The sequence below is a fragment of the Ignavibacteria bacterium genome, from assembly GCA_013177855.1.
GTDB lineage: Bacteria > Bacteroidota > Ignavibacteria > Ch128b > Ch128b > Ch128b.
This window is the reverse complement of the sequence record JABLYA010000001.1, coordinates 548960-569150: the sequence shown is the minus strand read 5'-3', so window position 1 is coordinate 569150 and position 20191 is coordinate 548960. Positions and strand designations below refer to the sequence as shown.

The 20191-nt window shown below is 34.1% G+C and carries 11 protein-coding genes; 3 read left to right on the top strand and 8 right to left on the bottom strand.

The window, feature by feature from the left end; translation table 11 throughout:
• Positions 1-4: 4 nt before the first annotated feature.
• Genes HPY57_02435 through HPY57_02425 form a run of 3 tightly spaced genes read left to right on the top strand, consistent with a single transcriptional unit; the run spans position 5 to position 5372 of the window.
• On the top strand, positions 5-3562 hold the full coding sequence (locus tag HPY57_02435) for a hypothetical protein (GenBank protein NPV10634.1): 3558 nt from the start codon (positions 5-7) through the stop codon (positions 3560-3562).
• 17 nt (positions 3563-3579) lie between these two features.
• The gene (locus tag HPY57_02430) at positions 3580-4611 is read left to right on the top strand and encodes a PorV/PorQ family protein (protein ID NPV10633.1); all 1032 of its coding nucleotides are present in this window, start codon (positions 3580-3582) and stop codon (positions 4609-4611) included.
• Positions 4612-4613: 2 nt separating this feature from the next.
• The gene (locus HPY57_02425) at positions 4614-5372 is read left to right on the top strand and encodes an endonuclease III (GenBank protein ID NPV10632.1); all 759 of its coding nucleotides are present in this window, start codon (positions 4614-4616) and stop codon (positions 5370-5372) included.
• 65 nt (positions 5373-5437) lie between these two features.
• On the opposite strand, the gene HPY57_02420 is transcribed toward HPY57_02425, so the two are convergent.
• From HPY57_02420 to HPY57_02385, 8 genes are all read right to left on the bottom strand, one after another.
• Positions 5438-6220 (bottom strand): HAD-IIA family hydrolase, encoded by a 783-nt coding sequence (locus HPY57_02420; GenBank protein ID NPV10631.1) that lies wholly within the window; start codon positions 6218-6220, stop codon positions 5438-5440.
• Positions 6221-6222: 2 nt separating this feature from the next.
• Positions 6223-7131, bottom strand: a complete 909-nt coding sequence (gene rfbD / locus HPY57_02415; protein NPV10630.1) for a dTDP-4-dehydrorhamnose reductase — start codon at positions 7129-7131, stop codon at positions 6223-6225.
• Between the two features lie 14 nt (positions 7132-7145).
• Positions 7146-8042, bottom strand: a complete 897-nt coding sequence (locus tag HPY57_02410; GenBank protein ID NPV10629.1) for a carbohydrate kinase family protein — start codon at positions 8040-8042, stop codon at positions 7146-7148.
• 1 nt (position 8043) lies between these two features.
• Entirely contained in the window at positions 8044-9981 is a 1938-nt protein-coding gene (locus tag HPY57_02405; GenBank protein NPV10628.1) for an alginate lyase family protein, read from the bottom strand.
• A gap of 7 nt (positions 9982-9988) precedes the next feature.
• A complete protein-coding gene (locus HPY57_02400; protein NPV10627.1) occupies positions 9989-10717 on the bottom strand; it encodes a class I SAM-dependent methyltransferase in 729 nt (242 codons plus the stop codon).
• A complete protein-coding gene (locus tag HPY57_02395) occupies positions 10717-11967 on the bottom strand; it encodes an oligosaccharide flippase family protein (GenBank protein ID NPV10626.1) in 1251 nt (416 codons plus the stop codon). Before HPY57_02395 ends, HPY57_02400 begins: the two co-directional genes overlap by 1 nt.
• Positions 11967-13880 (bottom strand): asparagine synthase (glutamine-hydrolyzing), encoded by a 1914-nt coding sequence (asnB, locus tag HPY57_02390; protein NPV10625.1) that lies wholly within the window; start codon positions 13878-13880, stop codon positions 11967-11969. The genes HPY57_02395 and asnB overlap by 1 nt, the downstream gene beginning before the upstream one ends.
• Positions 13881-14012: 132 nt before the next feature.
• Positions 14013-20132, bottom strand: coding sequence for a T9SS type A sorting domain-containing protein (locus HPY57_02385; protein NPV10624.1), 6120 nt, complete (start codon positions 20130-20132; stop codon positions 14013-14015).
• Between the last annotated feature and the right edge of the window lie 59 nt (positions 20133-20191).

Here is a 20191-nt window from a genome sequence, read left to right as displayed (position 1 = left end):
AAAGATGAAAAGAAAAATTTTTATATCAGTTGTTCTAGCATTAATTGTAATCTCAAACATTTATGCTCAAAAAAAAGATCAATATGGTAACTATATTCTTAAAGAATTAACAGAACAGCAGGCACTTCAAATTTTTGGGAAACCTGGAGAAAGACTTTCAAAATCACTCGGTAATCCTAATCTGATTAAAGAGAGCATAATTCAGGGTAATAAAGTAAAAACAGTTTTATTTAATTACGGTTCAATTTGCGCTCCAAATTATTTAGGTAATATTGCAGATCTCGTATGGAATGGTTTAGGATATGGTTTTGAATTCGGTCCACTTGCAGCCGCAGAAGTTGTAAATGGCAACGGAGATACGCTTCACATTGTTGACGACTCATTTATTAGAACATTTCAAGGAGATTATGATCCCTCAGGAAGAATAAAATGGGGTTGGCTGCCAAAAGATGGTTATGTTGATCCAAATCAGAATGAAATTGCAAGATTAAATGCACCAGATTTAAATGGTGATGGCAAACCTGACAGCTGGCCAGAAAGCTGGTATAATGCTGGTGCAGGAAAATATTTGTGGCCTGCTTTTCTTGGAGATCAAGCAACAGCACCCGATGAAGAAGTTTATTTCGTAATTGATGATTATACAAATGCTGAATTCCCATATTATCCTTTCCCAGATGATTCTTCGAAACGAGGACTCGGACTTGATATGGAAGTTCGTGTTTTACAATTTAATAACCCGCTTGCTGAAGATATTGTATTTTTAGTTTACCAAACGACCAATGCAAGTCCCAAAACTTTACCGAGAGTTTACTTTGGAATGCACGGAGATCCACACGTTGGTGGTCCGAGCAATTACTCAGATGATAGAGCTTTCTTTATTCCACCTTTAGGACCACTTGCCGATCCTTATCCACAAAGAGCAAGAAGTATGGTCTATGCCTGGGATGATGATATGAAAGGTGATGGTGGAAAATGGTGCGGTTACTTCGGTTGGAAATTCCTCGAAAGCCCAAGTAAACACACTGATTTATTTGATAACGATGATGACGGAATAACAGACGAAAGCCCATTCAATGATGCTGGTTTCTATATCGATGGGGTTCAATATCCTTTAACTTATGGAATTTCTAATGTTGCAAAATATACTGAAGTTTATGGTGCACCAAAGCCACGTTGGTCTGGTGATGAAGATGGTGACTGGGACCCTGCAATTCACGACATAGGAATTGATGGTATTGGTCCCGATTCACCAAATTATCCTGGACCGGATTATGGCGAGGGCGATGGAAAACCAACACAAGCCTGGTATGTTGATGTTAATGAAAATGGAAAATATGATGTTGGTGAACCAATATCTGAAGTTAGATTACCAGGTTACAAATGGGCAGGTTCTGAACCGAACTTTGGTTTAAGAGATATTTCTGAATCAGATCAATTAGGATTAACAAGTTTTCACGCAGCTGTTTACACAAATTCTCTTCCAAATGTACCAATGAATGATGAGTTAATGTGGGAATGGCTATCAAGCGAAACAATTGATCCAAATCAAGAATTATTGAACGAACCAGGTGACAATGTTTTTAATTTTGGAACAGGTCCTTTTAAACTCGAGCCTGGTGAAACTCAAAGATTTTCGATGTGCATTTTGTTTGGCGAGAATTTGAATGATTTAGTATTGAATGCTGAAATATCAACGAGAATTCTTGAAGCAGATTATCGCTTTGCTCAACCACCAGCAAAACCAATTGTTACGGCAGTAGCTGGTGATGGCAGGGTTACTCTTTACTGGGATACAAGAGCTGAACAATCAGTTGATCCTTTAACTGGATTGAAAGATTTTCAAGGTTATAAAATTTACAGAAGTCAGGATCCAAAGTTCAATGATGTTTTCAAAATTACAGATGGAAATGGTGTTCCGTTTATTGGAGTTCCACTTTTTGATCCAAATACCGGGAAGTATGCTCAATTTGATTTGATTGATTCATTAAAAGGATTCCATCCAGTTGAATATCTTGGCAGGGGAGTCAAATACTGGATTGGGAACAATACTGGATTAGTCCATGAGTATGTTGACTCAACTGTTAAAAATGGAATTACATATTATTACGCTGTTGTCTCTTATGATGGAGGCTCATTAGCTCAAGGTAAAGAACTCCCACCGTCGGAATCTCCAATGGTAATTTCTCAGGATCCAATAACTGGTGAGTTGAAGTTTGATGTTAATACTGTTATGGTAACTCCACAGCCAAGAGCAAAAGGTACTTTAACCGATTTGAACAATAATCTGATGGTTGAACATTTAAATGGAATTGCAACTGGTAAAATTTATGTGAAGACTTATGATAGCAAACAGGTAAAAGATAATAATGAATACACCTTAGAATTTACCGCAGTAGATAAATTTAATTTAATAAATGAAACTGGAGTCACAGATAAAATTATTTCCAAAGACACTGTTTTAGTCAATCTTTCCAATCAGAATATAATTTTAAGCAGTGTAGTTGTTAAAGACGAAGCTGGGAATATCATTCCATCGAACAAGTATATTGTTAGTCCAACAACTGGTAAAATCAAAGGTGCAAATCCGAATGATCTTCCTGCAGGGAATGTTTATTATGTGACTTATAAATATTATCCAGTCTATCAAAGTAATTATATCAAAGGAGAAGATGCTAATCCTTCTTTCGATGGGATGAGGTTATTTATTTACAATGACACTCTCGGAATAGATTACAAAAATTCCGGTTGGATGCCAGGCAAAACTACTAATTTGAAAGATACAATTCTCTGGGTTCCAAGAACAGCTTCACCGGCCAATCCTCATCTACCAACCGACCTTGATTTTAGAATTGAATTTACAAACTTCGATACATTGGCAAATGGTAAATATGCAAATCCAGGAGATACTGTAAGAAATCAATCAAATCAATTAATTGTGTGTCCATTTAGAATAACAATAGAAACTGCTGACACAATGTATGGAAGAAAAGCGGATTATTTAATTTTCGAAGGTGTACCTGCAACTCGTGGAAATGGAAGATGGGATCCAGGTGAAGATATTATATTCTTCCCAAGAGTAAGAGAAAGATCAAGAACATCTTATCAGATAACTTTCTCCTTACCTTCTGGTAATTTTATACCTCCACAAGGTGATGTTTATTTCTTAAGAACAACCAAACCATTTAAAACAGGTGAGCTTTATAAATTCAAGACAATCGGTGAAAAATATGACAATCAGTTAGCAAAGACTCAGCTCGAGAATATTTATGTAGTCCCGAATCCATATGTCGCTTATTCAGATGCAGAGCAGCCTGCAAGACAACCAAACAGAAGAGGTGAGAAAGTTCTTCAATTTAGAAATCTTCCGAAGGAGTGTACAATAAGAATTTACACAATTGCTGGTGAGTTGGTTCAAACTCTTCACAAAAATGATGATGGAAGTATCGTTAATTGGGATTTATTAAGTTATGAAGGTCAAAGAATTGCTTACGGTGTTTATATCTATCATGTTGATGCACCAGGAATTGGTGAAAAGATCGGTCGATTTGCCGTAATTAAATAAATTAATGGAGTTTGAAAATGAAAACAAAAATAATTTTTACGGTTATAATTATAAGCTTTCTGGCATCTTCAACTTTTGCTCAGCTTGAACGAAGCACTTCGAAAGTTGGAACAACTGCAGCAACTTTCTTGAAAATAAATACAGGTGCTCGAGCTATTGGAATGGCAGGTGCTTTTGCTGCAATGGAAAATGATATCTATTCTATCTATTACAATCCAGCTGGTATTTCTCGAATTACCGGGACTGGTGCAGCAGCATTTAATCATGCAAACTGGTTAGCTGATATGTCTTTTGATTTTGCAGCACTTGCGATTAATCTTGGTGATATTGGAAGTATTGCACTGAGTTTAACTTCTTTTTCTGTACCAGAAGAAAAAGTACGAACCTTTGATAATCCTGAAGGTGATGGACGATACTGGGATGCAAGTTCTCTTGCTCTTGGTCTTTCTTATGCAAGAAATCTTACTGATAATTTTTCTATTGGATTTAATTTCAAATATATCAGAGATCGTGTCTGGGATATGTCAGCAAGCTCAATGGCTTTGGATGCAGGTACAATGTATACAACACCTTTCAATGGATTGAGAATTGGAGCAAGTATTTCCAACTTTGGAACCAAAATGAAGCTCGAAGGACGAAATACTTATTTCAATATTGACCCAAACAATGATCCAAATTCAGGACCAAACAATATTCCTGCTGAATATCGCCTGGCTTACTATGATATTCCGCTTTCGTTTAGAGTTGGGCTTGCTATGGAAGTCATTAAGTCTCAGTTACTTACTTTAACAACTTCTGTTGATGCAGTTCATCCGAATGATAATACTGAGTATTTAAATCTCGGACTTGAATTTAATTTCAACAATACTTTTTATGCAAGAACAGGATATAAATCATTATTCTTGAGAGATAGTGAACAGAGCTACACATTTGGCTTTGGTCTTAATTATCCTATTATGAATGATATCCTTATTTCATTGAATTATGGATTTGCCGATTATGGCAGGTTGAAGAATGTTCAATTTATGGATGTAGTAGTTAAGTTTTAATTATGAAAAAGGCGGTCAATTCAAAAATTGAAAATTTGGATTCGACCGCCAATTTTATTTTAAAAGTTAATGAGCTCCTTCTTGAAAAATTTGGTAAACCAAAAAGAAATCTTAAATCAGATCCGCTCGATATTTTAATAGCCACAATTCTATCTCAGAATACAAACGATGTAAATTCCCATCAAGCTTTCCTCCGACTGAAAAGAAAGTTTCCTGATTACCAAAAAATTCTTGAAGCTGATCTTAGATCAATTGAAAAGGAGATAAAAGTCGCTGGATTAGGCAAACAAAAAGCAAAGGCAATTAAAAATTTTATTAAAGAGTTAAAAGCGGAAAGAGGAAAGCTAAACTTAAATTTCTTAAATGAATTCACAATTGACGATGCAATTAATTACCTGACATCATTTGATGGTGTTGGATTAAAAACTGCATCGTGTGTTTTGCTATTTGGTTTGCACAAAAATGTTTGCCCTGTAGATACGCATGTTCATCGAATACTGAATAGAATTGGAGTGGTAACTACTAAGGATAGAGATAAGACTTTTTTTGAACTTCACAAACATTTACCACCAAATATCGCACACGAATTCCATACCAACTTAATAAAGCTTGGTAGAAATATTTGTTTAAGTCAGACACCAAAATGTTTTGAATGCCCATTAGAAAAAATCTGTCAATATGGGAATAAAAATTTGAAGGTTGAGAAAACTACTGCAAGGAATAATGTTAAAAAGGATTTTTTGCTTTTAGATTCAATTTGATTATTGGAGAATCTTTAATTCATTGGAAAAAGTTCTAAGAAGGATTTTTTATTTAAGAATTTATCCTACTCTTTAATTAAGTCAGCGATAGAATTTAAGATATAATCTGGATTGATGGGGCTAATTGAAAGCTGCTCTTTTTTGGTTACTCCACTCAATACGAGTGCTGATGATATTTGATTTTGTTTCGCCATCAATATATCTGTCTCAAGCCGATCGCCAATCAAAATACATTCTTGTTTTAGAAGTGAAATTCTTTTCAACACTTCCTTTATTATAAATTTTGAGGGTTTACCAAAATTAATTTCTAATTTTTTACCTGTTAGATTTTCAAGAGCTGTAATTGTATAGCCCGCATCTAAAATTTCATCGTCTTCAATTGGACAGGTTAAATCGGCATTGGCTGCAAAGAATCTTGCTCCGCTTTGAAGCGCTTTCTGAGCCTGGTAGATTTTATCAAATGATAATGTCCGATCCAATGTGATGAGAACAATATCAATCTTATGATTTGCTATTTTAATTCCAGAACTTTTCAAGTAGTCAATAAAAATTGGTTCACCAATAACGAAGACATTTTCGTCCTTATGATTTTTCATTAAATAATTTTTAGTGACTTCTGCGGAAGTAATGATTTGATCTTCATCACAATCAATTCCAAATGAGTTTAATTTTTCTTTGTATTGAGTTTTTGTGGAGGTAGTTCGATTGGACACGAAGACATATTTTTTCTTTAAAGCATTTAATTTTTGAAAAACTTCTTTTGCTCCATCAATTAGTTTAGTTTCGCGATAAATTGTTCCGTCCAAGTCAAAAATAAAACCATTAAAACGTTGTAAAATTTCGTGCAATTTTACATTCCCAGTTTTGACTTTATATCGAGGAGATTTTCTTCAATTGTGTGAGGTTTATACCCAAGTTCAGCCTGAGCTTTCAAAATAATCAATCCACCTCTTAAAGGTCGTTTCGCTTTCTGGTTAAGTTTATCAGTTGTTGTCGGATTAATTAAATTTTTATCGAGGTTAAAAATCTCGGCTATTTTAATGGCAAAATCGTATCGACTTAAATATTCCAATCCGCCAATGTTATAGATACCATTTTTCATTTTATCAATTGCTAAAGTAATTCCATTTACAAGATCTTCGACATAAGTTGGGTTGTTCCATTGGTCAGTTACAACATTAATTTGTTTACTCTGAGATAAATTTTCGACAACCCATTCAATAAAATCTTTTTTAACGCCTTTCTGAACTCCATATAAAACATTGGTTCTGATTATTAAATAATTAATTCCACCGATTTTGATTTCATTCTCGCTTGCAAATTTTGTTCTTCCATAATATGAGATTGGATTTGGTCGATCATCCTCATGGTATGGTCCATTTTGTCCATCAAATATAAAATCAGTTGAGAGATGAACAAGTTTTGCATCAACGATTCGACAACCTTCAACTAAATGTTTGACACCATTGACATTAACATTCCATGCGAGTTCACGATTTATTTCGCAGCCATCCACATCGGTATAAGCTGCGGCATTTATAACAATATCAGGGAAAAAATCTAAGAAAAGTTTTTTTACTTCAGCTCGTTTTGAAATATCGATTTGAGAGTAAGTGAAGAGATTATCTCCTACAAATTGTTCTTCAACTGAAGCTAAATGTAATTCGACATCATTTCTCTTTGAATAGTAATTTACAAGTGCCTGTCCCAGCAAGCCATTGCATCCTACGATTAAAATTCTTGTTTTTATTAAACTCATTGCAATTCAAAAATTTATTTAGAATGAAGATATTCAATTATGTTTTCAATTTTTTCTATTTCAATTCTTTTAGAAGAAATTTCAACTGCCTTTTTTAAGCAAGTTTCAATTTTTTCGTTGCGAAAATAATTATAAGCGAATACTGCACCAAATATATCGCCGCAACCAACATTGCTCTTAAAAATTAAATTTTTAGCCGGTTCAACGGTAATATTTTTGATTTCACCATTTTCTTCGAAATAAGTTATAGCTCCCTTCGAACCTTTTGTGATGTTTATGATTTTTGTTCCAGCATTTAATGCTTCCAGAGCAAATTCAAACTCGGAAAATTTTTCTTCTGTGAGATTTTCTCGCTCCATCTCATTCATTTGAATTACATCACAAAGTTTTGCCCATTCTCTCCAATTACTCAATGGGCGATAAACTCTTTTGCCTTCTTCATTCATTCCACGTGTTAATGTATGGAAATCAAAATAAATCTTTCCAGAAAAGTTTTTTCGAATAAAATTTAAATCCTCAAGATCGATTTCAAATCCGCTAATCATATTGATTAAAAAATTTGTATCAGTCGGAATTTTCTCAATCAAGTTTTTGATTTGAATCTTTGGAGCCGTTGATTGATAACATTCAAAATTTAAATTTTCACCTTCAAAAAATAAGTGAACAAGATTCATCGGGGAATTAGATTTTTCGATTAAATCAAATTTAAGTTGAGGATATACATTCAGAAATTGAAAATAACTTGTGAATTCATCTTCGTTTATTCGGAATACAGGATATATCTCATCTGTATCATTTACAACTACTAATAGACCAATCAAACTGTATATAACTCCGCCATAAGATTTAGTTATGTTTTCACCTCGATGAATAAGGTCAATGCAGGGATGACCTATAACAGCAATTTTCATCTTAGTCTACCGGTTTAATTAGCGTAATAAAAGAATTGTGATGTTGATTTTTTTTGTCAATTATAATTCTTAGTCTGAGGTTTTGAGTTAATTTACCATAACTCTCTGAATATAGACTTCCTTCAAGCCTATCTATAAAATTTCCAAAATGAGGAAATTCTATTTTTAGTTTATGATCATCTCTGCTTAACAAATAAACCGAAGTTGCAATTTTATTTACTTTGACTTCTGGATGGAAATGAAAGAATATCTCAATTTTATTCGGACCATCTCCTGAGAAAGTATCTTGAATAATTAAATGTTTATTTAATTTATGTAATTCTAATTTTCTTCTCACGGCAATTGGATTTTTCAAGCGGGTGTAGGCGTAATGTTCGGCTTCAATGTAGTCAACTACATCGTGATTAAGTTGAGTTGTTAAAATTTTTGGATTCGTAAAATCTTCTTTAATTCTAAAAAGATTCAAGAATTCAACAAGTTCGACGCCGTCAACCATTATTGTGTTGTGAGCCGCAGTCGAACGGAATTTCTGTCTTAGTTCTGGATCAGGAGTGTAAACATAAGTACCTGAATCAACAATGAATCTTTTTTGTTTGTAAGCAAGTTCAAAACTAAAAGTATCGTTATGACCATGACCACCCCAGCCATTCATTCCAATATCGCCTGCATCGAAGAAAATGAAGTAATCATCATTTCTTAAAATGTAAAAGCCGCCATTTGGAAAAGAGATAGACTTATGTTCACTTTCGATTTGATTTAATCTCTTAAATTTTTGATAACCTTCAGTGCCGAACAAAAATAAAACATCACAGAAAATTTTTGCAGCTTTAGATTTCAGTAATGAAGCTTCAAACAGAACAGCTCCGATTGATAATAGATTTCTCATTTCACTTACTTTTTCGAAGAAGTTGAATTTAATCACTCTGCCATCATCGCAATCGCCAATGTTTGGGACTTCGTCATCAAGAAGGTAAGCAGAGATGAAATGAAACATCTTGTGAAGTTTGTCTTTGAATTTAGATGAAAAAGGTTTTTGGATTTTTATTGCTGCGTAATAAGAGAACATTAAAATTTCTGTTACAAGTCTTTGGTAATAAGTTGATTTTTCGTAATCAACACCATCATCAAAAACTTGAGTTTGAATTTCTCGTTCCAGTTCCTTTTGAGCAAATCTAAACCATTTCTTGCCAAATGAATGATTATAGAAAAATGCACCTAACCAGATCAAGCCCATCAAATCGCTTAAATAGTGATTACCATTTCTTCTTCCGTATTCAAGGTTATTGCGAATAAAAAGTCCGTGCTGATAAAGTGATGAATAAATTTTTTGCTCAAGTTTTTTGTCGAAATGATTTGAAACTTTAAAGATGTGGAGAGCAAATATCCAGTTAACAGCTCGGATAGCTACTTCCATTGCGCAGTTCCAATTAACACCGTAACAAAATGGATTTTGATCGATCCAGTTTTCAACAAGCTCGAAAAATTTTTTTGAGTATTTCTCATCTTTTGAAATTATAAAGGCTTTAGCCAGCCATTGTGCTTGATGAAATCGACTTAATTCCCATGGAACTTTGATATCGCTGCCAATCACCGAATGCTTTGAATCAATTTTTGTATAGAAATCTTTATTCCAAATTCTACCAGACTTAAAATCTTGATGCCAGTTTATTTCCTGACCTAGAAAGACTAAATCTGAACCTAAAGTTTGGAATTTGTTTTCTAGAACTAAATTGGCTTCACTTATAATCTTTTCAGTTGATTCAATTTCACTTAAACTTTGAGCGAATTCGTTAGATAGAAATTCATTACTTGGAATGAAATAAAATGATTTAAATTTCTTTGGGTAAAAAAATAATTTAAACTTAACGCGCAAGATGAAAACTGGTTTTCTTATAAAGTGTATATAAGCTATTTTAATCTTTCTTAAAAAAGCGTTCATAAAGAAACTACTCTTTTATTCCAATCCAGCCCATTCGATGACCAAAAGGTCTAACGATAAAATCGTGGATCCTAAAAAACACTCCCGATAAATCACCGGCGCTCGAGCAATAAAATATCGGTTTAACTCCATTACGAATTAAAATTTTTTTTAGTTGTTTAGGAGTATAATGGTGCTCATAACCAAAAGGGCTTGTTCCATTTTTTTGCATTCGTAGACTTCTGAGATATTTACCGATATTTAATTTGTTTGGGACAGTAATTATTACATAACCGCCAGTTTTCGTAACTCTAACTAATTCTTGAAAAGCTTTATTTCGTTTTTCTTCATCTGGTATGTGTTCAAGTGTAGAAAAGGAGAAAGAGACATCGAAATAATTACTCTCGAATGGCAGATTGGTGGCGTCCGCTACCTGAATTTTTATTTTATTTCTGAAATCCGGATGTATTTCTTTATCAGCTATTTCGTTAGCTACTCTGATAATTTCAGGAGCAATATCTATTGAATAAAACTCTTTCACTCTTGAAGCAAAATAAATTTCATCAATTGGAAAAAATGTCCCGACATTTAAAACTTTCTTATTTTTCAATCCATCTGGAATTTTCGAAATCAATCTGTAATCTACTTTGAATTTTGATTGGAACATATAATGCCAGTCTTCTCGAACATCAAAAACATCATCAGGATTAAGATGTTTGGTAAACTTTTCGATAACAGTTTTTTGATCTTGATTCATTATGAATTCTCCTGAGTTGTTTTTTTATAATAATACAGATGCTGAACGAAATTGATGAAAATCGATATTAAAGTTGCCAATGCAGCTCCCATCGCTCCTGAGATTGGAATTAAAAGAAGATTAAAGACAATTGTATTAAATGAAAGAACCAAAGCAGTATTTCTCAGATAATTTCCTTTTCCTTTTGCGCTTAAGAAAAAATTGTAAGGTTGATATGCCCCCATAAAAAAGTTTGCCGCAACCATTGGCAATATTAATGGTATTGCTTCAGAATATTTTGTTGAGAACAAAAACTCCAGAACAAAGCTTCCTGTTATCAGATAAATTATACTAACCCCAATCAGCCAGATTAAATTTATCTTAAATACTCGTGATGGAATTTCATTTTGACTTGCAAATCCTTTAAATAACGAAGTGCATAATGATCTTGAAAAAAGCGAGATTGGTGATGTAAAGAAATTTATTAGAGAATAATTAGCTACCTCTATCTCTCTAACAAAATATTGAATCAATAATACGTTAGATTGATAACCCATCATTCCTGCAACCCGACCAATGTAAACCTTAAATCCGTACCGTTTAGTTTCTTCTATGATTTCTTCGAGGTGAATTTTGAAATTTTTGAACTGAGGTTTTGAGATCAGAATTGTTATCGCTGTTGCGACAAAAAAAGAGAATACATAAAAGAAAGCGGTCATCTTTAAATTGAAAAAGCTCAGCGCATAAGCTAAACCAATGAAAACAAAGTAGAGTAATCTTGGAAGGAGAGTGTATACAGATAGTTTTAATACTTCGTTACTTCCCTGAAAAATTAATTGAATTAGAAATTGAAAGGGGAATGCAATTGATGGTAACAATCCAATCAGAATTAAATATTTTACATTTGATTTGAATAGATCATCAATAAAAAATGAAATGATGAATAGTAGAACTATATAAGCGACGGAAATTAATGTCCCGATTATATAAAGTGCGCCGATTAATTCACGCTCTTTCTTATAATCTTTTTCGAGTGCAATCAGGCGAGAACCTGCTGCGTAATAACCGAATTCAAAAATCAAGGCAATAAATGTTAAAACTTGAATGTAAAAGTTAAGTGTCCCAAATTCACTTTTGGTTAAAAGTCTTGTATTTATGATCGTAAATAATACGCCGAAGATCATTGCTCCTATTTGCGAAAGATAAAGAGCAATGGTTTGTTTTGCCGTTCGAGTGAGATTGAAAAGATTGATTTTAGATAAATAATCCATTAACCAATTAACCTTCCTTCGAACCAGTAATCATACCACATAAAAAGGTTTAGAAGATTCCAGGTATTTTGAACAAAGTCATAACGATTCGATAAAGGTGAATCAAGTAAAAATTTTATAAAATCTTTATTAAATAAGTTTAATTTGTGAATGTTAGAATTCAGCAAGTAGTTTCTCGTAAAGTCGGATAATTCATTCCTCAACCAGAAATTCATTGGTGCAGCGAAACCTTGCTTTTTGCGATAAATTATTTCGTGAGGAATTATTCCTTCAACTGACTTCTTCAAAATATATTTAGTGATATAGTTTTTGATTTTAATTTTTGAATCAATTTTGAATGAATATTCAACCAGGCGATAGTCAAGAAATGGAACTCTTGCTTCAACTGAAGTTGCCATAGCCATTTTATCAACTCGCATCAATAGCAGTTCAGGTAATCTGTTCTTAAATTCAAGATAGATCATTTTTCTGAGTAGATCATTTATCTTACTTTTTGATCCATAATTTTTATAAATCTTATCTAAAACATCATAAGTATTGTTCAATTCTTTAAACAATAAACGTTTCTTATGCTCGTTAGTAAAATTAATTGCGCCGCCCCAGTAAATTGATTGATTATCTTTTATTCTTCTGATGTAATCTAATTCGAGCAATTTTCCTTCTTCATTCCATAAGTGATGGGCTATCGAATAGAAAATATTTTTAAGAGGAGTAGGAAAATATTTAAGAAAATGTTCATTGATTTTTGTTAACCGGAGTTCTCTTAACATCCAAGGATAACCTGCAAACTCTTCATCACTTCCTTCACCAACCTGGACGACAATTGTTCCGTTTTCCCTCGCAAGTTTTGAAACAAAATAAAGTGGAATACACACAGGATCGGCAATTGGTTCGTCCTGATGATAAACCAGATCGGGGAAAAAATTAAGTGCATCTTTAGCATCAATCAAAATTTCGTGATGGTTTGTTTTGAAAATTTCCGCAACTTTTCTTGCATAATTAAATTCATTGTATTCTTTGAAATCTTTGTAACCAACTGAAAAAGTATCAACAGGTCGATCCATTAGTTCAGCCATCAACGCAACATTGGTTGACGAGTCAATTCCACCGCTTAAAAAAACACCAAACGGAACATCGCTAATCATTCGATCTTTAATTGATTGCCGTAAGAGACGCACTATGTTTTCTTTAATGGTTGCTTCATCACTTTCGATGATTTCGTTATTCGAATTCAACACATCATAATATTCTTCGATTTTCAACTCCCCATTTTCAGTAAGAATTAATCGATGCCCGGCAGGGAGTTTTTTAATTCCTTCAAACATTGTTTCGGGAGCAGGAGGAATTAAAAATGTTAGATAATTTGACAGAGCATTTAAATTCAAATCTTTTCGGATTAATGGATGTCTGAAAATAGATTTAATCTCTGAAGCAAATATGAATTGTCCGTTCTGAAATGTGTAATAAAAAGGTTTTTTACCAATTCTATCTCGATATGCAATAAAAAGTTTTTTCTTTTCGTCCCAGATTGCGATTGCAAACATTCCATTTAATTTGTGAATAAAATCAATCCCATAATGTTCGTAAGCGTAGATGATAGTTTCTGTATCGCTTTTTGTCTTATACTTATAACCGAGCTTTTCTAATTCTTTTCTGACTTCAAGATGGTTGTAAATTTCCCCATTGAAAACAATCCAGATTGATTGATCTTGATTACACATAGGTTGATTTGCAGCAGGGGAGAGATCGATAATAGCAAGTCGCCGAAAACCAAATCCAACTTTTTTTGATTTATTAATAAATAATCCCTCCGCATCGGGACCTCGATGTTTCATTTCATCCCGCATTTGAATGAGGACTGATTCGCTGACATCAGAATGATTAAAGCTGATTACTCCACAGATTCCACACATAAGATATTGTCAAAAATAGTTCTTAATAAGATTAAATTAAGAAAATCTTTGTTTGTTTGAGAAGTTGATTTTAAAATAAAAAGCGTCCCCTAAGGGACGCCTGCAGGAAGGGAGAGTACCGTATTTAGAAAACTACTTCTGTAAGATCATCTTCTTAGTCGCAGTAAATGATTCAGTTTGTAATCTGTAGATATAAACACCAGAACTTAAATGACTTGCATCAAAGCGGACTGAATATGTACCAGGATTCTTTACTTCATTAACAAGTGTAGCGACTTCCTGACCAAGAATGTTGTAAACTTTCAAGCTAACAAATTCAGGTTTAATGATTGAGAATTCAATCATTGTTGATGGATTGAATGGGTTCGGATAATTCTGCGTTAACTTGTATTCAGTTGGGATTTCAAGTTCATCGGATCTCTTTGAACCATTCTTGCTCAGGAATGCAATGTTCTTAATTTCAACATCATAATTAGTGAGATTCATATTATCTCGTTTTTCATAAACCAGAGATATCTTTCTGATCCTGGAAGGATCAAGAGCAACAGAATTACCTTCTCTCTGAACGAATTCACTGAATGGAATTGTGTAAGTTCTCTCTGTTCCATCAAGGACTAACTTCTTCATATGGAAGTTAAAGTTTTGAATTCCGTCTTGCTCAAGTCTTAACCATACAACACCATTGCCGTTGATGGTAAATCTGATTGATTCATAATCACTTAAATCAACTGGGGCTGTATTTGCAGTTAATGATCTGAAAATAGTTACCCAATCATTTAATTTACCTTGCATTCTTACACCACCAGAGAGGACAAGCGAACCTTCTGGATAGTTTTTCAAATCTTGAGCAGGATAAGATTTAGTGTCGAAGTAATCGACTGTTGAATTTTGTCCATTCAAGAATGTGTAAGCACCACCGCTTACAAAGACTTCATCTTTAAATCCATTAGAAGAGATGATATAAACATTTGCGTCACTAAGTATACCAGTCTTAAGTGAAATTGAATTTAATCCTGGTGATAAGGTGTATGTATAAACTTGCTCAATTCTTTCGCCGCCTTGAGTTGCACGTGATCTGACGAGCACTGTTACATTATCTGCAAATTGATTTTCGTTCTTAACAACCATTTCAACAGAACCATTGTGCAAGTATTTTCCTTTCTGAACATAAACCATATTGACTGGCAATTGAGCACGGTTCAAGAATTCAACTTCACCTCTTAATTTGAATTGGTCAATGATTTGACTGACAAGGAACATCGCATTCTTGAAGTTGCTTCCCCAGACCTGGAAGTTATAGATATTTGTAACGCCAGCCGGAACCTGATAATCTTCAATCAACCATCGTGAGTCAACGATGAATTTATTTCCTTTTTCATATACGCTGAAATGAATCTCATAATCAGTTATACCTTCATTAACTTTATCTATCATAGAGGCAAAGTAATAGTTTTCACCAATCTTAATTTGAGTTAATGATCTTAATTCAGCATCGACAAGTCGATCGCATATAGCTTTTGTATGTTCATAGATGTAAGGTGGATTTGTTGTAGTTGCAAAGACACCAGCGACTCTTGCTTCACCTTTAGCAAGCGGCAGATTGTAATCAACTGCATAAGCTGATGTTGCATTGGAAATTCCAAGAATATCAAATGGTGTAGACTCTTTTGCGATTGAACCCATTGGTCCATATTGAGGTAGTAATTCATATAATCCAGCTGAAGCAGTGAACGCAATCTTTGGATTTCTTAAAATCTTCGTTGTCATTCCATATTCAATCTTTGTCAATCTTCTAAGTAATAGATCAGCGAGATTAGCATTTGATTCTACACCAGCGTCATAACCACCACCGCAGGTATCTGGAGGAGGCGGGCAGGTCAAGAAACCATAGTTGCAATCACATGCAAAGTTGTAATTAATCATTGAAACTACATCATTTAGAACCTGGACAGAGAATGGAGTTGTTCCACCACCAAGTGCAACATTGGCTAATAATAAGACTTCAGATACTTTATAATCTTTCATCGGTCCAGAAGCTACGACAAGATTCTTGAATTTAGTTGTGGATGTTGAACCAAGAAGTCCAGCATCGTTGAATGCAACATTTAGCATCAATGCAGCAACATTTCCAGCAAATGAGCCAGCTGAAGTAGTTGTTGGATTAGTATAATTTGTTGTGAATTGACCCACAGGTCCAATTTGCGGTAAGAAATTTTTAACTGCCAAAGCGTTTGTAAATGTTGCGCTGTATGGTGCACCATTACCACCGATTATCATTCCACTCGAGAAAACTGTAGAGAAATTATTTTCGAGCAATGATTTTGCAGGTTCTAAGCACCATTGATCTTGTGTATAAGTTTTGTACAAAGCTAAGTTGCAAGGTTCAGGAACAGGCTTTACTTTATCACCGAATTTAATTCCGCAAAGATCAGAATTGGTGACAAATATATTGTACGAATTTGGAGTTGTAGATATATAACCATCAGGATCAATTTCTTGAACATGATATTCACCAGATGGAACATTGATAAATTCAAATTTACCTGAAGCATCAGTCAAAGTTTGAGCTATTAAGTTAGCCGAAGTGCCCCAGAGTTTAATGACAACATTTTCAATTCCTACTTCGCCTGGATCCTGTAATCCATTTCCGTTTACATCATTAAATACAAGTCCACAAACTTTATAACCAATTACACACTCACTCAAACCAGCATCCCAGCTTAAATCATTTTGACCAGCACTTAAATTAAAGCATATTGTTTTTCCAGTTAATGGATCAACATCAGAATCTTTTTGATCATCATTGCCAGCATCTTTTATTGTGAATAGATACCCTGTTGGGGCAAGGAATTTTAAGTAATAATTTCCAGGTAAAAGATCGGTAAATAGGTATTTACCCTGAGAGTTGGTCGTTGTTTGGCTTACTAAATTGTCATTGCAATCATATAATTTTACAGTAATACCTGCTAAGCCAGTTTCACCATTATCTTGAATTCCATTTTGATTTGCATCGAACCAGACGAAGTCACCGATTGATCCTTTTAATCTATAGATACCAGCATCCCATTTTGTTGAATTGCTGTCACAATTTGGAGGTTCAATTGGGAAGCATTCTGTCATACCTGTTACTGGATCAACATCAGAATCCAGTAAATCATTGAAGCCGGCATCCTTTGTTGTGAAGGCGTAACCCGAAGGCAAAACAAATCTAAGTTTATAATTACCTTCGAGAACATTTGTAAAATGATAATATCCATTTTCATCAGTTTGTGTTGTTTGCTGGACTTCGCCATTGCAATTGAGCAATTTAACTGTGACATATCCTACACCTGGTTCACCATAATCCTGAATTCCGTTTTTGTTCAGGTCTTCCCATACTTTATCACCAATTACACAAGTTGGAGCAGGTGGAGTTGGATAAACACCAGCGTCCCATTTAACATCATTTTCTCCACAATTATTTGGATCAATATTTATACAAACAGTTTCACCAGTTACTGGATCAACATCTGAATCTAAAAGATCGTTTGAACCTTGATCTTTTAATGTAAATGTTAATGATGACGGGATTACAAATTTTAATTTGTAAGAGCCAGCATAAATACTATCAAATTTGTAATAGCCATCATTATCAGTGAATTGACTTGAGATATAATTACCATTGCAATCAAATAATTTTACTTCGATATTAGGCACACCAACTTCACTTGCATCTTGAATTCCATTTTTATTCGCATCCATCCATACTCGATCGCCAATTGAGCAGAATGGTGGAGGTGGAATTAAATGAATTCCAGCATCGAGATCGGTATAATTAGTATTCGGTCCGATATATACACAATCGCTTTGTCCATTTGAAGGATTTACATCTGAATCCAGAGCTTCATTACTTCCCTGATTTTGCAATGTGAATTGGTAGCCATCAGGTAATGTAACTTCAATTTTGTAATGACCAGGTAATAAATCGCTAAATGAATAATTACCTGATGAGTCAGTTGTTGTCTGAGTAATGTATGTTCCATTGCAATCGTAAAGTTTAATAATAATTCCAGAGAGACCAGGCTCACCTTCGTCTTGAATTCCATTCATATTAAGATCGTTCCAGACTAAATCACCGATTGAGCTCTTTTTATAAATAAATCCAGCATCAATCGAGGAATTGTTTTCACCTGCAGAAAGTGAGAAGCAACTTGTCTTACCAGAATTTTCATCAGCGTCGGAGTCTAATTCATCATTTGTACCTTGATTTGCCAGAGTAAATGTAAGAGTATCAGGTGCAAAAAATTGAACATAATAATTTCCTGGTTGTAAATTACTGAATTGATAATAGCCAGTAGAATCAGATGTAGTAGATGCAATTAAATTATCTGAGCAATCAAATAATTTTACAACCACATCTTTGATTCCAGCTTCGCCATTATCTTGAATTCCGTTTTCATTAAGATCGAACCAGACGTAATCACCAATTGATGCTTTCAGATAAAACATTCCGGCATCAACTGAATTGTTGGTTTCGCCTGGATTTAATGTAAAGCAGTCGGTCATACCAGTTAACAAATCAGCGTCGGAATCTAACTGATCATCCATTCCAGCGTCTTTTGATGTGAATTGATATCCAGCGGGTAAATAGAATTTTACATAATAACTTCCTGGATAAAGATTTTGGAATTCATATTTACCATACTCATCTGTGTAAACAGATGTAATTGAATCCCCAGAACAGGTGAAAAGTGTAACTGAGACATTGGATATTCCAGTTTCACCATTGTCTTGAATTCCATTTTCGTCGAGATCGAACCAGACATAATCACCAATTTTTCCATAGACATTTTCGGGACAATCGAGATAACCATTGTTAACATTACCATTATCAAAGTTTTCATTAATTGCGGTTGCAGTTGAATTGACATCATCAAAAGTAAATCCATTAAGTGATCCACCACCCAGAACTTGCTCGGCAAATGCTAAAAATTGGTTAACTGTCCAGCCAGCAAATGGGCCGTATTTAATGACTAAATCACCTAATAAAAATGGATTGGAACCAAGATACCCCGCTTCATTAAATTTAACATTTAATTTAAGGGCAACAATTTGCCCAGCGAGTACACCAGCACTTGTTGTTAGCGGATCAACATAATTTTGATTTAATGCACCAGCAGTTCCTCCTTGAGGCAGAAAGTTTTTAACAGCTGATGCACTTGTAAGAGTTAATGTATAATTACTTCCAACTACAAGTCCTAATGGAAAAACAGTTGAAAAATACATATCCCGTAATTTTCCTGGAACACTGGATGATGGGCTGCCCCACCCGCCTTGAGTATAAGTGATGTAACCTGTTAAGTCACAAACTTGAGGAGTGAACCAGCTAACTGTGTCCTGAACTTGTTTTGTATCAAGTGCTGGAGTTGCTAGAACAAGCTTCTGTTTTCCATTTGGATTCAACTTATGAACATATCTTGTACCCTGTGGAATTGTAACAATTGATGTTGCTGTAATAGTGGCAGATCCTTCACCCATGAATGTTAAAGTAACTGGTCCACCTTTACCTTCAGAATCTGTAATCACAGAATCAACACTTAAATTTCCAGCAGAGGTACTTAAGTGAATTACCGCATTTGGAACAGGGTCACCATTGATATCATACGCAAAGACATAAAATTGGACTGGTGTCCCGACTGGATATGAATTTGATGTTAAAACAATTAAAAGTGTATTAATTGGTTTTACATTGTTATGGTTATTTTGAGCATCATTTATAATTTGGAGTGCTCTTGTTTTAACTGTGTTGTCATTTGTAATTGTATTTGCATCAACTCCATCTGTAAAATGCCAGATTGCAACTTGAACAGCCGCAGCTTCCCTATTTATGTCTGAAAGCATTCCGGGATATGAAGTTTTAAAAGGATAATAGTTATTCAAAATGTAAGTGACTTCAGATGATGTTGTTCCTTCATCCCAGTAATCTTCATTGTATACTAAATATTGTCGTAGATCAATACAATAAAATTTTCTGCTCTGTGAGTTGAGCGTTCCATTAAATGTTCCTGCAAAGGTTGTCATTAAAGAATCAGTATAGGGATTTTTGTATGTGAGATTTTTACCCTCTGCAGTAGAAGTAACTCTGGCAATACTGGTATAATCTTGTGGTGTATTTGGGAATTTGCCCTGACCAAAAGCATAATTAATCTGTAATATTGTCAGTAACGCTACCAGTAAAGCGCTAAAAAACAAGAATGTATTATTTCTATTCATATTTGGCTCCCTTTTTTAATATATATATATACATCTTCAAGATGATTGCCAGCTAAAAA

Bases quoted from the DNA above. Each gene is read 5' to 3' on its own strand.
- HPY57_02425 (NPV10632.1), top strand. From the start codon at position 4,614: ATGAAAAAGGCGGTCAATTCAAAAATTGAAAATTTGGATTCGACCGCC.
- HPY57_02435 (NPV10634.1), top strand. From the start codon at position 5: ATGAAAAGAAAAATTTTTATATCAGTTGTTCTAGCATTAATTGTAATC.
- HPY57_02400 (NPV10627.1), bottom strand. From the start codon at position 10,717: ATGAATCAAGATCAAAAAACTGTTATCGAAAAGTTTACCAAACATCTT.
- HPY57_02385 (NPV10624.1), bottom strand. From the start codon at position 20,132: ATGAATAGAAATAATACATTCTTGTTTTTTAGCGCTTTACTGGTAGCG.
- HPY57_02430 (NPV10633.1), top strand. From the start codon at position 3,580: ATGAAAACAAAAATAATTTTTACGGTTATAATTATAAGCTTTCTGGCA.
- HPY57_02410 (NPV10629.1), bottom strand. From the start codon at position 8,042: ATGAAAATTGCTGTTATAGGTCATCCCTGCATTGACCTTATTCATCGA.
- rfbD (NPV10630.1), bottom strand. From the start codon at position 7,131: ATGAGTTTAATAAAAACAAGAATTTTAATCGTAGGATGCAATGGCTTG.
- asnB (NPV10625.1), bottom strand. From the start codon at position 13,880: ATGTGTGGAATCTGTGGAGTAATCAGCTTTAATCATTCTGATGTCAGC.
- HPY57_02395 (NPV10626.1), bottom strand. From the start codon at position 11,967: ATGGATTATTTATCTAAAATCAATCTTTTCAATCTCACTCGAACGGCA.
- HPY57_02405 (NPV10628.1), bottom strand. From the start codon at position 9,981: ATGAACGCTTTTTTAAGAAAGATTAAAATAGCTTATATACACTTTATA.